The 14,419-nt window shown below is 62.1% G+C and carries 18 protein-coding genes; 10 read left to right on the top strand and 8 right to left on the bottom strand.

The features are described 5' to 3' along the window. Positions 1–374, bottom strand: a 374-nt coding sequence (locus tag ACTG4J_RS06645; protein WP_439138121.1) for a heparan-alpha-glucosaminide N-acetyltransferase, incomplete at its 3' end; no start/stop codon positions are given. 191 nt (positions 375–565) lie between these two features. On the opposite strand from ACTG4J_RS06645, the gene ACTG4J_RS06640 reads away from it, so the two are divergent. Then, a complete protein-coding gene (locus tag ACTG4J_RS06640) occupies positions 566–925 on the top strand; it encodes a hypothetical protein (protein ID WP_439138120.1) in 360 nt (119 codons plus the stop codon). Positions 926–929: 4 nt separating this feature from the next. Here ACTG4J_RS06640 and ACTG4J_RS06635 read toward each other — a convergent pair whose 3' ends face one another. Next, complete coding sequence (locus ACTG4J_RS06635) at positions 930–1,538, bottom strand: transglycosylase SLT domain-containing protein (protein WP_439138118.1); 609 nt, start codon at positions 1,536–1,538, stop codon at positions 930–932. Between the two features lie 194 nt (positions 1,539–1,732). On the opposite strand from ACTG4J_RS06635, the gene gatB reads away from it, so the two are divergent. The 3 genes from gatB (at position 1,733) to ACTG4J_RS06620 (ending at position 4,672) form a co-directional block, all read left to right on the top strand. Next, positions 1,733–3,247, top strand: coding sequence for an Asp-tRNA(Asn)/Glu-tRNA(Gln) amidotransferase subunit GatB (gene gatB / locus ACTG4J_RS06630; RefSeq protein ID WP_439138117.1), 1,515 nt, complete (start codon positions 1,733–1,735; stop codon positions 3,245–3,247). A gap of 554 nt (positions 3,248–3,801) precedes the next feature. Beyond that, positions 3,802–4,512, top strand: a complete 711-nt coding sequence (locus ACTG4J_RS06625) for a Hint domain-containing protein (protein ID WP_439138116.1) — start codon at positions 3,802–3,804, stop codon at positions 4,510–4,512. 10 nt (positions 4,513–4,522) lie between these two features. Beyond that, a complete protein-coding gene (locus ACTG4J_RS06620; protein WP_439138115.1) occupies positions 4,523–4,672 on the top strand; it encodes a hypothetical protein in 150 nt (49 codons plus the stop codon). A 36-nt stretch (positions 4,673–4,708) separates the two neighbouring features. On the opposite strand, the gene ACTG4J_RS06615 is transcribed toward ACTG4J_RS06620, so the two are convergent. Beyond that, positions 4,709–5,911, bottom strand: coding sequence for a pyridoxal phosphate-dependent aminotransferase (locus ACTG4J_RS06615; RefSeq protein WP_439138113.1), 1,203 nt, complete (start codon positions 5,909–5,911; stop codon positions 4,709–4,711). 111 nt (positions 5,912–6,022) lie between these two features. On the opposite strand from ACTG4J_RS06615, the gene ACTG4J_RS06610 reads away from it, so the two are divergent. Genes ACTG4J_RS06610 through ACTG4J_RS06600 form a run of 3 tightly spaced genes read left to right on the top strand, consistent with a single transcriptional unit; the run spans position 6,023 to position 7,264 of the window. After that, the gene (locus tag ACTG4J_RS06610) at positions 6,023–6,427 is read left to right on the top strand and encodes a helix-turn-helix domain-containing protein (RefSeq protein ID WP_439138112.1); all 405 of its coding nucleotides are present in this window, start codon (positions 6,023–6,025) and stop codon (positions 6,425–6,427) included. A gap of 5 nt (positions 6,428–6,432) precedes the next feature. After that, a complete protein-coding gene (locus tag ACTG4J_RS06605; RefSeq protein WP_439138110.1) occupies positions 6,433–6,708 on the top strand; it encodes a succinate dehydrogenase assembly factor 2 in 276 nt (91 codons plus the stop codon). A gap of 58 nt (positions 6,709–6,766) precedes the next feature. Continuing rightward, positions 6,767–7,264, top strand: coding sequence for a MarR family winged helix-turn-helix transcriptional regulator (locus ACTG4J_RS06600; RefSeq protein ID WP_439138109.1), 498 nt, complete (start codon positions 6,767–6,769; stop codon positions 7,262–7,264). Between the two features lie 39 nt (positions 7,265–7,303). Here ACTG4J_RS06600 and ACTG4J_RS06595 read toward each other — a convergent pair whose 3' ends face one another. Genes ACTG4J_RS06595 through ccmA form a run of 5 tightly spaced genes read right to left on the bottom strand, consistent with a single transcriptional unit; the run spans position 7,304 to position 10,118 of the window. Beyond that, complete coding sequence (locus ACTG4J_RS06595) at positions 7,304–7,903, bottom strand: DsbE family thiol:disulfide interchange protein (RefSeq protein ID WP_439138107.1); 600 nt, start codon at positions 7,901–7,903, stop codon at positions 7,304–7,306. After that, positions 7,900–8,061: a heme exporter protein CcmD gene (gene ccmD, locus ACTG4J_RS06590; protein ID WP_439138105.1), complete on the bottom strand. Its 162-nt coding sequence runs from the start codon at positions 8,059–8,061 to the stop codon at positions 7,900–7,902. The genes ACTG4J_RS06595 and ccmD overlap by 4 nt, the downstream gene beginning before the upstream one ends. After that, on the bottom strand, positions 8,058–8,789 hold the full coding sequence (locus ACTG4J_RS06585; protein ID WP_439138103.1) for a heme ABC transporter permease: 732 nt from the start codon (positions 8,787–8,789) through the stop codon (positions 8,058–8,060). The genes ccmD and ACTG4J_RS06585 overlap by 4 nt, the downstream gene beginning before the upstream one ends. Positions 8,790–8,844: 55 nt before the next feature. Continuing rightward, the gene (ccmB, locus tag ACTG4J_RS06580) at positions 8,845–9,501 is read right to left on the bottom strand and encodes a heme exporter protein CcmB (RefSeq protein WP_439138101.1); all 657 of its coding nucleotides are present in this window, start codon (positions 9,499–9,501) and stop codon (positions 8,845–8,847) included. After that, positions 9,498–10,118 (bottom strand): heme ABC exporter ATP-binding protein CcmA, encoded by a 621-nt coding sequence (gene ccmA, locus ACTG4J_RS06575; RefSeq protein WP_439138100.1) that lies wholly within the window; start codon positions 10,116–10,118, stop codon positions 9,498–9,500. Before ccmA ends, ccmB begins: the two co-directional genes overlap by 4 nt. Positions 10,119–10,252: 134 nt before the next feature. Here ccmA and ACTG4J_RS06570 point away from each other — a divergent pair, with 134 nt between their 5' ends. The 3 genes from ACTG4J_RS06570 to ACTG4J_RS06560 all read left to right on the top strand — a co-directional run. After that, positions 10,253–10,993, top strand: a complete 741-nt coding sequence (locus ACTG4J_RS06570; protein WP_439138099.1) for a YebC/PmpR family DNA-binding transcriptional regulator — start codon at positions 10,253–10,255, stop codon at positions 10,991–10,993. 239 nt (positions 10,994–11,232) lie between these two features. Further along, on the top strand, positions 11,233–13,932 hold the full coding sequence (acnA, locus tag ACTG4J_RS06565; protein ID WP_439138098.1) for an aconitate hydratase AcnA: 2,700 nt from the start codon (positions 11,233–11,235) through the stop codon (positions 13,930–13,932). Between the two features lie 190 nt (positions 13,933–14,122). Beyond that, positions 14,123–14,419: hypothetical protein (locus tag ACTG4J_RS06560; protein WP_439138096.1), on the top strand; the 297-nt coding region annotated here is incomplete at its 3' end.

Genomic DNA, 14,419 nt, shown 5'->3' with positions numbered 1-14,419 from the left:
GCGATAGCATGTAAGATGCCGAAAAAGATGAAAGCATCAGGCATCGCGATGATTGTGGCGAGGCTGATCGCACAGGCGGCGGCCACAAGCATCGCAAATCGGCGCCAAAATCCCGACCATCGGATCACCGCGCCATGCGCGAGCCAAAGGCTGACGCCTGCCAGAAACAAGAAGCTGCTGGCGGTCAGATAGGCCAGCCAGCGCCAGCCCGGTTGCATGGCGGTGTCCGCTGGGACGAAGCCAAACAGCGCCAGGTCGAAAACGAAGTGAAACACCGCCATAGCGACCAAGGCGCCCGCGCGCGCCAGATCGAGCGCAGCGATCCGCCCGGCGGTCTGCTCGGTCGGCGCAAGGTCACTGGTACGCGGTGTCATGGTCTGCATGGGGTGAGATTAGCAACCGCGCGGGCCGCTGCCTATCACGCATGCGTGCTGTGCGTTTCTATCGTTGCGATTTCGCGCTGTCGCCGCGGACCTGCCCGAATTTCGGCATATTCCGGGGCCTAGATGCGCCCATGGATAAGACACTCTCATATACCGTTCGTCCTGGAAGCCTTGCGTTAAGCATGATGGCTTTTTGTGGCATCAGCTTGCTTGCGGCCTTCTTGTGGGAGGCGGCCTCGGGCTATGTGATCTTGCTGTTCATCCCGGCGCTGGCCTTGTGCTTTTACCAGATGACCCTGACGCCGGTTTACGGGCTCAAGATCGCGCTGGGCCGCTGGACGGTGATGACCGAACAAGGTGACCGGATCGTCGCCTCCGAAGAGATCGCCTATCTGCGGATCACGCAAGCAGGGCGGGCTGCGCATGCGACATTGGTGCTGCGCGATGGCAAAGAGGTCGCTATTCCCTTCGATCTGTCGCCCGATCCGCTGGAGTTGATCCAGATTTCCACCGAATGTGGCGTGCCTGTGCGCACCCGTTGAACGGTCAGCCTTGGCAATAGGGCTGTTCGCGGACCCAAGCACGGATATCTTCACGCTTGCGGGCTTGGCTTGGATGCATCGGCCCCCAATCGGCCGCGATCCCTTGGCGTCCATCAGCGACCACCCCGTCACGCGGCACGGTGTGGGCCCAGATGCGCAAGGCGCAGCTGACATTCGCCGCCCCATCGAGAAGCGCCTGACCGCTGGTCGCCTGACAGCCATAGCCGCGCGCCGTGGCCGGGCTGATCTGCACAAGGCCGAACCAACGCCCACCGCCGCCGATCGCGGCCTCGTTCCATGTGCTTTCGTGGCGGGCCAGCGACGACATCAGCCCAAGCCAGAAGGCCGATCGCTGCGTCGTGTCCGCGTCGGGATAGGCGGGACACCAGCGGTCGATATCGGCCGGCACAATCTCGGGCAGGATCGCGGCGTGGCTGTCGAGTGCGGCAAGGCCCGCGACTTCCCAAGCATCGGCTTGCGGCACATGATCCCAACGCATCGGAAAGCTGCCCTCGTTCAGGCCGCGGGTCGAGTAATTCTGACCTTCTACGCAACCTGAGAGCAAAGCGATTGCCAGTGTGGCCGCACCAGCGACCTTTACCGAAATCCACACGCGGGGTGCCTCTTGTCTCGTTGCCGACGCGTGTTGGTGCCTGCGTGGGCAGCATGCAGGCAACAGCGGTGTCCGGTTTCGGGCCATTTGAGCGAGAAATCGCCGATGGGCGATCTAAGCGGCGCACCCGTCGCCCCCTTGCCCCGCACGCGCCGCTGACCTAAACGCTAGAGGTTACCGGACGGAGGCTAGCCATGCTCGACCTGACCTACGAGACCCCCAAGCCCAAGGTGATCGCGGGCGCCAAGCATGATTGGGAGTTGGTGATCGGCATGGAGGTCCATGCGCAGGTCGCCTCGAACGCCAAGCTGTTCTCGGGTGCCTCGACGCGCTTCGGCGCCGAGCCCAATTCCAACGTGGCCTTTGTCGATGCGGGCATGCCGGGCATGTTGCCGGTGATCAATGATTATTGCGTGGCCCAAGCGGTGCGCACCGGGCTGGGGCTGAAGGCCGAGATCCATCTCACCTCGGCCTTTGACCGCAAGAACTATTTCTACCCCGATCTGCCGCAGGGCTACCAGATTTCCCAGCTCTACCACCCGATCGTGGGCGAGGGCGAAGTGCTGGTGGAACTGGGCGACGGCACCGCGCGCATGGTGCGCATCGAACGCATCCATCTGGAACAAGACGCGGGCAAGTCGATCCATGACATGGACCCGGCGCTTTCTTTCGTCGATCTCAACCGCACGGGCGTGGCGTTGATGGAGATCGTCAGCCGCCCCGATATTCGCGGCCCCGAGGAGGCAGCGGCCTATGTCGCGAAACTCCGCCAGATCATGCTTTATCTCGGCACCTGCGACGGCAACATGCAAAACGGCAATCTGCGCGCCGATGTGAATGTGTCGGTGTGTTTGCCCGGTGCCTATGAGCGCTATCAGGCGACACAGGATTTCGGCCATCTTGGTACGCGCTGCGAGATCAAGAACATGAACTCCATGCGGTTCATCCAGCAGGCCATCGAATACGAGGCGCGCCGCCAGATCGCCATCCTGGAGGCGGGTGGCAAGATCGATCAAGAGACCCGGCTTTACGATCCCGACAAGGGTGAGACGCGGTCCATGCGCTCCAAGGAAGAGGCGCATGATTACCGCTATTTCCCCGATCCCGACCTATTGCCGCTCGAGATCGAGCAGGCTTGGGTCGATGACATCGCCGCCGCGTTGCCGGAATTGCCCGATGCCAAGAAAGCGCGCTTCATCGGCGCGTATGGCCTTTCGGAATATGATGCGAGCGTTTTGACCGCCGATCTGGATGCAGCGCATTACTTCGAGGCGGTGGTGGCCGATGCGGGTGATGGCAAGCTGGCGGCCAACTGGGTGATCAACGAGCTGTTCGGGCGGTTGAAGAAAGAAGAACAAGACATCACCCAAAGCCCGGTCAGCCCCGCGCAACTGGGCGGTATCATCCGGTTGATCAAATCGGGCGATATCTCGGGCAAGATCGCCAAGGATCTGTTCGAGATCGTCTTTACCGAAGGCGGCGACCCGGCCCAGATCGTCGCGGCCCGCGGGATGAAGCAGGTGACCGATACGGGCGCGATCGAGGCGGCCGTGGATGCGATCATCGCCGAGAACCCCGATCAGGTCGAAAAGGCCAAGCAGAACCCCAAGCTGGCGGGTTGGTTCGTGGGTCAGGTGATGAAGGCCACGGGCGGCAAGGCGAACCCGGCGGCGGTCAACGAGATGGTCAGCGCCAAGCTGGGGCTATGATCCGGCCCTGAGCGCGCATGCGGTGTTGGTGACGGCCTGCTTTTTGCGCGTGGTGGCCTAGCCGCGCGATCCCTTTGGAATTTGACCGGATGCGGCAACCCGCGTTTGCGCATGCCGTGGTGCCGCGCGAAGGCGGGCGTGACGCGTGCCGGGCGTGTTCGGGCGGTCGCCATGCGGCAAAATAACGACAGTTTGTTTCGAGTTTAGCGCCAATGTCTGCCCGCGCTTTGTTGAGAGATATGCTTGGGCGTAAGCTTTGGCCGAGTGCGGTGTCGGGTGGTCCTGTCGGTTTGTGAAGGGCAGGCAGGCGCGCATCTGTGTTTTGTGCCAGTAGAATGGGGGAGTACCCGATGGCGAGCTTTACCTTCAATTTTCGGATCCAGGATTTCAACGGCAACGGCGTCCTCTCGGACTTTGAGCTTGCGAGTTCTGCCCCTTTCTCGGCCACGATGTCGGATAACAACCCCGCAGATGGCAATTTCAACCTAGGCGAAACTTGGATTGTGTCCGGGGAAATGGGCGGATTAGCTGGGTCCTATCAGGGCAGTGTTGTCGTGAACGGAGAAACCTTTTTCGTGTTCCAGAATGGCGCCGCGCGTGTCCTGTTCGGCGTAGTTGCCGACCCCGGTGACTTTAAGACGGCGCTGGATGCAGACCGTACTCTCTACGCGACCGCGATGGAAAATATCGACACGACCTCACCCACGCCTGTCTGCTTTGGTGCCGGCACATTGATCGCCACGCCCGAGGGAGAGACGAGCGTAGAGGCGTTGCGGATCGGCGACCTGATCCTGACCGCCGATGGCCGCGCCGTTCCCGTCAAATGGATCGGCCGCCAGACCATCGTATCGCTTTTCGCGGGCGACCGTGCGCGGCCCGTCCGCGTCGCCGCGGGCGCTTTGGGCGATGGCCTGCCGCATACCGATCTTGTGCTCACCGCCGATCACGCGCTGATCCTCGACGGGCTGGCCATCAACGCCGGTGCGCTGGTGAACGGCACCACGATCGCGCTTGACCCCGCGCCGGACCGCGCGACGTATTACCATGTCGAAACCGAAGAACACGACATCATCCTCGCCAATGGCGTTCCGGCTGAGACCTTCGTCGATTATGTGGGACGAAAGGTCTTCGACAACTACGCCGAGTATGTTGGGATCTACGGGCAAGAGCGTGCCATCACCGAGATGACCCTTGGGCGGATCAGCTCCGCGCGGATGGTGCCAGCCGCACTTCGCGCACGGCTTGCTGCTGCAAGAGTGGCGTGACCGGGGCAGCATGACCGCCGCCGCGTCCTTCGTATGGGGTGAGGCGCGCCATGATGCGCGTCCGTTGCCCCACAGGCGCATCCAGATGAAGCAGCACCTTTCGGGACATGCCCAAGCCGCAGCGGTCAACGCGCTTGTCAGCGCCAAGCGGGAGATTTGAGGGGGCGGGCGTGATAGCCCGCCGCCATTGTTCAGATCAAGTTAATGCCGCACAGAAATCCTGTATCCGCGTGCAGGCCTCGCGCAATGTCTCATCCGCCGTGGCATAGCTGATGCGGAAACAGGGGCTGAGGCCGAAGGCCCCGCCGAACACCACCGCGACGCCCTTTTCCTCGAGCAGCGCCTTGGCGAAGGTCTCGTCATTGTCGATCAGTGTGCCGCCGGCGCTGGTCTTGCCGATCAGCCCGGTGATCGCGGGATAGACGTAGAACGCGCCTTCAGGCACCGGGCAGGTCATGCCGGGGATCGCGTTGAGCATGCTCACCACCAGATCGCGGCGGCGCTTGAAGATGGCGTTGTTGCTGGCGATGTAATCCTGCGGGCCATTGAGCGCCTCGACCGCCGCCCATTGCGAGATGGTGCAGGGGTTCGAGGTCGATTGCGATTGCACCTTGCTCATTGCCTTGATCAAGGCGACGGGGCCTGCGGCGTAACCGATGCGCCAGCCGGTCATGGCGTGCGCCTTGGATACGCCGTTGCAGGTCAAGGTGCGGTCGTAAAGCCCCGGTTCCACCTGTGCGGGGGTGGCGAACTTGAAATCATCATAGGCCAGATGCTCATACATGTCGTCGGTCATCACCCAGACATGGGGGTGGCGCATCAAGACATCGGTCAGCCCCTTGAGTTCATCCGCCGTATAGCCCGCGCCGGTCGGGTTCGAGGGTGAGTTGAAGATGAACCACTTGGTCTTGGGTGTGATCGCGGCCTCGAGGTCCGCAGGCGTGATCTTGTAGGCGTTCTGGCTTGGTCCTTCGACGAAGACCGGCGTGCCGCCCGCCAACAGCACCATGTCGGGGTAGCTGACCCAATAGGGTGCGGGGATGATCACCTCTTCGCCGGGGTTCATCGTCGCCATGAGCGCGTTATAGAGGATCTGCTTGCCACCGCTCGCGACCGAGACCTGCGCGGGCGTGTAAGTCAGCCCGTTGTCGCGCTTGAACTTGGCGCAGATCGCAGCCTTGAGTTCGGGGATGCCATCGACGGCGGTGTATTTCGTCTTGCCCGCGACGATCGCCGCGATGGCTGCATCCTTGATGTTTTGCGGCGTATCGAAATCAGGCTCGCCCGCGCCAAGGCCGATGACATCTTGCCCCTTGGCTTTCAACTCCGCCGCGAGGTTCGAGACAGCGATGGTGGGCGAGGGTTTCACGCGGGCCAGCGTGTCGGACAGGAAGGGCATCGGGTCGCTCCGGGGTTGGGCCTTGCCCTGCGTCAGGGCAGCGGGTGGCAATTCTGTGGCCACAGCATTAGGGTGCGCAGAAGTCGCGATCAAGCCGGGAAGGGGAGAGAGATGACAACAGATGTGGAACTGGGGCCGGGCTGGTATGATGCCGACACGGCGACCTTGGGCGACCGGATCACCGGCGCACGCGAGGCAAGTGGGCTAAGCCAATCGGAATTGGCCCGGCGCCTTGGCGTGAAGCTGGCGACGATCCGGACATGGGAAAACGATCAGGCCGAACCGCGCGCCAACAAGCTGCAAATGCTGGCGGGCATGCTGGGCGTGTCGATCATGTGGCTTTTGACAGGTGCAGGCGACGGGCTGGAAGGCCCCGAAGAGGCAGTGAAATTGCCTGATGACGTGGTGGCGTTGCTTGGCGAATTGCGCCAAACACGGCTTGAACAAGCACGGCTTGCCGAGCGCATGGGACGGCTGGAAAAACGGCTGCGCCTTGCGCTGAGCCAAGGGGTATAGGGGCGATGGAGTCACGCGAGATCAGGTTGAAGCGGCTGAAAATGCGCGCAGGCCACCGTGGGATCAAGGAGATGGACCTGATCCTTGGCGGCTGGGCGGCGCGCCATCTCGATCATGCCGACGATGCGACACTCGACGCGTTCGAGGCGCTGATGGCCGAGGCCGATCAAGATCTTTACGCTTGGTTGACGGGTCAGGCCGAAGCACCCGCGCTTTTGCGGCCTTTCTTGTCGGTGCTTGCCGCCGAAATCGACGCGGCGAAATTTTCGGCGGCCCGTTAACGCAATTTTGGCGACTCACCGTGCAAACCGGGGCAAAGCACAAGCTGCGGAGCCCATGATGAGTATGCACAAGCCATTGGCGACATCGTCCCGATCCGGATTCCTGATCGGTTACCTGGAATCATTGTCGCTGGTGGAGCGGTTGCACCGCTTGCTGCTCGATGTGATCAAGGATGAGTTCGAACGCCTCGGTATTCTCGATATCAACGCTGTGCAGGCGCTGTTGTTGTTCAATATCGGCGAGAACGAGGTAACAGCCGGTGAGTTGAAGACACGCGGCTATTACCAAGGCTCCAATGTCAGCTACAACCTCAAGAAACTCGTCGAGATGGGCTATATGCACCACCAGCGTTGCGAGATTGATCGCCGCTCGGTCCGGGTGCGCCTGACCGAGAAGGGGCGCAATGTGCGCGAAATCGTGGGCGGGCTTTTCGCGCGCCACGCCGAGGGGCTTGAGAAAAACGGTGTGCTGAACCTCGATTCGCTCGATCGGATCAGCCATTCGCTGAAGCGGATCGAACGCTACTGGTCGGATCAGATCCGCTATATCTATTGAAGGGGCGGCGGTTGAAGGGGCGGCCGGTCGACCAATGGCTTAGTTGGTCTGGCTTTCCGCTTCGCCCGGCAAAAGCGGCAGATCATGACCTGCCGCCGCCAGCGCCGGACGGATTTGGCCGCGCAAGGCCCGCTCGGTCACCGGACCACGGAAATGCAGCACGACCGTGCCGCTATCATCGATGAAAAAGGTCTCGGGCATCGCCACGACACCCCAATCGGCCCCATTGCGCGCCTGTTCGTCCCGCCCGATCAGATCGTAGGGGTTGCCAAGCTCATCCAAGAACCCCAGCGCCTGATCGATGCGGTCGCGATAATTCACCCCATAAAGCGGGACACCGGCCTTTGCCATCGCGGTCAGCACCGGATGTTCGGCGCGACAGGGGGGGCACCAGCTGGCGAAGAAATTGACCATCACAAGCCCATTTCCCGCCAGATCCGCGCGCGTCAGAAGCGCGCTTTGTCCCAAGGGTTGCAGCGCCAGATCGGGGGCGATGCGCCCTTGCTGTGCCGAGGGAAGGGCTTGGGTATCCACCCCTTGCTGCAGGGCGTTTTGATTGTTCATCAGCTGATAGCCCGCAATGCCGAAAAACCCCGCGGTCAAGGCAAAGGGCAGCACCATCAGCCAATTGAATTTCATGCGCTGCGGTCCCGACGGTTTTCCACCGCCTCCAGCCGTGCGCGCACCCGCCGCGCCTGCCGGATCGAGGCAAGGATGATCGCCACCAACAGGCTCAACGTCACCGCGTAAGATGACAGGACATAGACCGCATATTGACCCAAATCAGGCATACTCATCCCATTCTTTCCTGTGCGATCAACGCCTTGAGGCGGCGGGCGCGGATCTCGGTCTGGGTGCGGTAAAGCACCAGCGCGAGAAACAAGAAGCCAAAGCCCACAAGCGAGATCACCAGCGGATACCAAAACACGTTCGAGATATTCTGTTCGCGGTCCAGCGACAGCGTAGCGCCCTGATGCAGCCCTTGGTTCCAAAACAACAGCGCATAGCGCGAGATGACGGCGAACACCGACCCGACAAGGCACAAGACCGATGTCAGGTCCGCGGCGCTATCGGGGTTCTCGATCGCCTCCCACAGCGCCATGTAGCCAAGGTAGAACAAGAACAAGATCAAGAACGACGTCAGCCGCGGATCCCATTCCCACCATGTCCCCCACATTGGCTGGCCCCAGATCGCCCCCGTGGCAAGCGCGATCACGGTGAAAACCATGCCAACGGGGGCGGCGGCCTTGGCCGCCAGCGCGCTGACATGATGGCGCCGGATCACCCAGATCAGCGAGGCCACCAGCATCATCAGCCATGCATTCACCGCCATGATCGCGGATGGCACATGGATATAGATGATCTTGACCGTCGATCCCTGCCGGAAATCATCGGGTGTGAAAAAGAAGCCCCAGACCAGGCCCACGACAAGACAGATCGCCGCCAGCCCTGCGGTCCAAGGCAGCAGAAAGGCGGAAGTCGCCATGAATTTTCGCGGGTTCGCGTATTCCCAGATCGAGTTCATGGGCGGAACTTAGACAGGGCTGTTGGCGCTCACAATGGGGCAGAGGCGCGCGCCCCTAGCGCAGATTGACGCGGAGGGCGGCTGCGGCGGCAAAGGGCAGGATCGCAAGGCTGCCTAAGGTGATGCCTGCGACCAGCAAAAGCGGGGTCAGCGCCTCTTGGCCGGCTGCACCCCGCACCACGCAAAGCGCCCCGAAGATCAGCGTCGGCATGTAGAGCGGCAAGACCAAGAGCGACAGCAAAAGCCCGCCGCGCTTGATCCCGACCGTCAGGGCCGCGCCGAAGGTGCCGATCGCCGACAGCGCGGGGGTGCCAAGCGCGAGCGATGCGATCAGCCAGCCATAGCCCTCTGCCGGCAGGTTCAGCAAAAGCCCAAGCGCAGGTGCAACCACCACCAAGGGTAGGCCGGTGGTCAACCAATGCGCCAAGGCCTTGATCGCGGCCAATCCTTCCAGCGGCACGGGGCTGGTGGCGATCAAATCGAGCGTCCCATCCTCCCAATCAAGCTGAAAGATCCGGTCAAGCGACAAGAGGCAGGCCAAAAGCGCGCCCAGCCACAAGATCCCCGGCGCGATGGTGGCCAGAACCCCCGTCTGCGGGCCGACGCCAAAGGGCACCAGCGTGGTGAAGATCAGGAAAAACGCCAAGGACAGGCCAAAGCCTCCGCCCGCGCGGATCGCGAGCCATAGATCGCGTTGCAAAAGCGCGATCATATCATCGCCTCGGCGAAGGGGTCGTCGACGCGGATGCGCTTGGCGACGAATTGGGTGATGTCGAGCGTTTGAGCCTGAGGTAGGCCCAGATCGATATGGGTGGCGATGATCGCGCTGCCGCCGCTGCCCAGATGCGCGGTCACCGCTGCCGCGAAACGCGCGACGTTCTCGGCATCAAGCGACACCGTCGGTTCATCGAGGCACCAGATCGGCCGCCCGGTCACCAAAAGCCGCGCAAGCGAGAGCCTGCGCTTTTGGCCCGCTGACATCTCGCCCGCGCGCCGGTCAAGCAGCGGACCAAGGTGAAAGGCATCGATCGCGGCATCCGTGTCTTGCGTGCCGAACACGCCTGCCCAGAATGCGAGGTTTTCGCCCACGCTCAGCTGCGCCTTCAGCCCATCGGCATGGGCGGCATAGGCGATCGTATCCGGGGCCGCGATGATCTTGCCCGCCAAGGGCGGCGTCAGCCCCGCCAGCGTGCGCAACAACGTCGTCTTTCCCGACCCGTTGGCGCCCCGCAAGATCAGCGCCTCGCCCGGCGCGACCGCAAAGGTCACACCCGCCAGAATCTGGGCCGGCCCTCGGGCGCAGGCAAGGTCTTCGACGCGCAAAGTCATGGATGAGCGGTAGCCCAAAGGGCGGGGCAGGGGAAGCCCGCGCGCGCATCCGCACCCCGCCGCCCATTGCCCAAGCGGCTAGACCTGCGCTAAGAGGCGCGGGTTCTCTAACCTGTCAGAAAATCGAGGGTCTCATGGCCGGTCATTCCAAATGGGCGAATATCCAACACCGCAAGGGGCGTCAGGATGCCGCGCGCTCCAAGCTGTTTTCCAAGCTTGCCAAGGAAATCACCGTGGCCGCCAAGATGGGCGATCCCGACCCCGACAAGAACCCGCGCCTGCGTCTGGCGGTGAAAGAGGCGAAATCATCCTCCGTGCCCAAGGATGTGATCGACCGCGCGATCAAGAAGGCGATCGGTGGCGACGCCGAAAACTACGACGAGATCCGCTACGAGGGCTATGGCCCCGGCGGCGTGGCAGTGATCGTCGAGGCGATGACCGATAACCGCAACCGCACCGCGTCGAATGTGCGTTCGCTTTTCGGCAAGCATGGCGGGAATTTGGGCGAAACCAATTCCGTGGCCTTCATGTTCGAGCGCAAGGGCCAGGTGGTCTATGGCGCCTCTGCGGGGGATGCCGACACGGTCATGATGGCTGCGATCGAGGCGGGCGCCGAAGATGCCGAAAGCGATGACGAGGGTCATGTCGTCTGGTGTGCCGATACCGATCTGGCCGAGGTCTCGGGCGCGCTGGAAACCGCCTTGGGCGAGGCGGCCTCGACCAAGCTGGTCTGGCGTCCCGGCACCACCACCGAGTTGGGCCTTGAAGAGGCGCAAAAGCTGATGAAGCTGATCGATGCGCTGGAAGATGATGATGACGTCCAGAACGTCACTGCGAATTTCGAGATTTCCGACGCGGTGATGGCCCAGTTGTAAGCTGGCCTGAATGCCCGGCGGTGCGCCTGAAAGCGCAGCGAGATTGCTTTTTGCCGCCTTTGCGTCGGGTATGCCTTCGGGCGCACCACCCCTTTCATGCGCTTGGCTCTTCCCATCCGGTATGCAATCGCATACAATAATGTCGCAGCCCCCCAGTTTGACCTTGAAAGACAGGCGGTGGAGTGGCAATCGCGATGCAAGATGACGACCCCCACATGACCGGATGAAGGGAGGCTTTGATGCCCATTACCGTCGGCCACGATACCGCAAAAACGCGGCGCACGCTCAAAGTCGGTGACAAGAGCTATGCCTATTATTCCATTCCCGCCGCCCAAGCGGCTGGGCTTGGCGAGTTTGACCGCCTGCCTGCTGCGCTGAAGGTGGTGTTGGAGAACATGCTGCGTTTCGAAGATGGCAAGACCGTCTCGGTCGACGACATCAAGGCGTTTTCCGATTGGGGCAAGCTGGGCGGCCAGAACCCGCGTGAGATCGCCTATCGCCCCGCGCGCGTCTTGATGCAGGATTTCACCGGCGTTCCCGCCGTGGTCGACCTTGCCGCGATGCGTGACGGGATCAAGGCGCTGGGCGGTGATCCGCAAAAGATCAACCCCCTCAACCCCGTCGATCTGGTCATCGACCATTCGGTGATGATCGACGAGTTCGGCAATCCCCGCGCCTTCCAGATGAATGTGGACCGCGAATACGAGCGCAACATGGAGCGCTACACATTCCTCAAATGGGGCCAGTCGGCCTTCGACAATTTCCGCGTCGTTCCCCCCGGCACCGGCATTTGCCATCAGGTGAACCTCGAATACCTGTCCAAGACCGTCTGGTCGGACAAGGATCAGACGGGCCAGATCGTGGCCTATCCCGATACGCTGGTCGGCACCGACAGCCACACCACCATGGTCAATGGCGCGGCCGTTCTGGGCTGGGGTGCGGGCGGGATCGAGGCCGAGGCCGCGATGCTGGGCCAGCCCATCTCGATGCTCATCCCCGAAGTGATCGGCTTCGAGTTGACCGGCACGATGGTCGAGGGCACCACCGGCACCGATCTTGTGCTGAAAGTCGTCGAAATGCTCCGCAAAAAGGGTGTGGTCAGCAAATTCGTCGAATTCTACGGTGAAGGGCTTGACCGTCTGCCGCTGGCCGACCGTGCGACCATTGCCAATATGGCGCCTGAATATGGTGCGACCTGCGGCTTTTTCCCGGTCGATAATGAGACGCTGCGCTACCTGCGCAACACCGGCCGCGACGAGGCGACCGTGGCGCTGGTCGAGGCCTATGCCAAGGAAAACGGCATGTGGCGCGGTGCGGATTACGCACCGATCTACACCGACACCCTGTCGCTCGACATGGGCACCATCGTGCCCGCGATCTCGGGCCCCAAGCGCCCGCAGGATTACGTCGCGCTGACCGATGCCAAGACCGCCTTCACCCGCGAGATGGAGGCGACCTTCAAGCGCCCGATGGGCAAGCAGGTTCCGGTCGATGGTGAAGATTTCGCGATGGAATCGGGCAAGGTGGTGATTGCGGCGATCACATCCTGCACCAACACCTCGAACCCCTATGTGATGATCGGTGCGGGCCTTGTGGCGCGGAAAGCGCGCGCGCTGGGCCTGACCCGCAAGCCTTGGGTCAAGACCTCGCTCGCACCCGGATCGCAAGTCGTCTCTGCCTATCTGGAAGCGGCCGATCTGCAAGACGATCTCGATGCCATCGGTTTCAACCTTGTCGGTTACGGCTGCACCACCTGCATCGGCAACTCCGGGCCGCTGCAGCCCGAGATTTCCAAGGCGATCACCGAGGGCGATCTGGTCGCTACCGCCGTCTTGTCGGGTAACCGCAACTTCGAGGGCCGGATCAGCCCCGATGTGCGTGCCAACTATCTGGCAAGCCCGCCTTTGGTCGTGGCCTATGCCATCGCGGGCACGATGGATATCGATCTTGCGCGTGATCCGATCGCGCAGACAGCAGATGGGCGCGACGTCTATCTGCGCGACATCTGGCCAACCACGGCCGAGGTCGCCCAGACCGTCGAGGCCACCGTCACCCGTCAGGCGTTCTTGTCGAAATACGCCGATGTCTTCAAAGGCGACGAGAAATGGCAGGATGTCGAGGTGCCGCAGCAAGAGGTCTATAACTGGCCCGCGACATCGACCTACATCCAGAACCCGCCTTATTTCCAAGGCATGAGCGCCGAACCCGGCACCATCTCGAACATCGAGGGCGCGCGCGTTCTGGCCATGCTGGGCGACATGATCACCACCGACCACATCAGCCCGGCGGGATCGTTCAAGGAGAATACACCCGCAGGTAAGTACCTGACCGAGCGTCAGGTTTCCCCGCGCGAGTTCAACTCCTACGGCGCGCGTCGCGGCAACCACCAGATCATGATGCGCGGCACCTTCGCCAATATCCGCATCAAGAACGAAGTGCTGGATGGTGTCGAGGGCGGTTATGCGCTTGGCCCCGATGGGCAGAAGGCATCGATCTATGATGCGGCGATGGCCTATCAGGCCGCCGGTGTTCCGCTGGTGATCTTTGCGGGCGAGCAATACGGCGCGGGCTCCTCGCGCGACTGGGCGGCCAAGGGCACGGCGCTGTTGGGCATCAAGGCCGTGATCGCCGAAAGCTTCGAGCGAATTCACCGGTCCAATCTGGTCGGCATGGGCGTCATCCCCTTCGAGTTCACCGGCGGCGACACGCGCAAATCGCTGGGCCTGAAGGGCGATGAGACGGTCTCGATCCACGGGCTCGACACCATCCAACCGCTGCAAGACGTTCCTTGCACCATCACCTATGCCGATGGCACGGCCAAGACGATCACGATCAAGTGCCGGATCGATACGGCGGTCGAGATCGAATATATCGAGCATGGCGGCGTGCTGCACTATGTGCTGCGCAACCTCGCCAAGGCGCCTGCTGCGGCGGAGTGAGCGCACGGACATGACCACATCAGGGGCACCTAGCGGTGCCCCTTTTTCTTGATCATGTCTCGTCAATCACGTGGAGTTGTCTTGCCTTGTGTGGCGGTGATTCTGATGGTCTCGTCGGCGACAGGCGCGCTGTGCGCGTCGTCCATGGTAATGGTGATAGGCCGAAAGGCCGGTAGAGTTGGGTGTTCGGATGGCCACTTATGACTATGTTGATGTCGCGCGCTTCATCAATATCGATGGGACCTTTGTGAACGGCGAGTTGCTGGGCGAAAGCGGTACGCTGGACGACGGCGAGGAAGACAACACCTTCGAGGGCGGCGAGACCGTTGATGGCGGTGTTCGTTCCGGTCAGCTCTACGAGGGATTTGTCGAGATCGGGGAGCAGCCCTGGCCGGCTTTTTCGGGCCCTCCGGGCGAGCTGTTTGTCTATTTTGCCACCCCGGTCACACCGCCGCTCAACTTCACGGTGGTCAATCCTTTCCCATTC

The sequence above is a fragment of the Roseicyclus sp. genome (genome assembly GCF_965662675.1).
Lineage (GTDB): Bacteria > Pseudomonadota > Alphaproteobacteria > Rhodobacterales > Rhodobacteraceae > Roseicyclus.
Note: the sequence above shows the minus strand (reverse complement) of the source record. Positions and strands in the feature narration are given on the sequence as shown.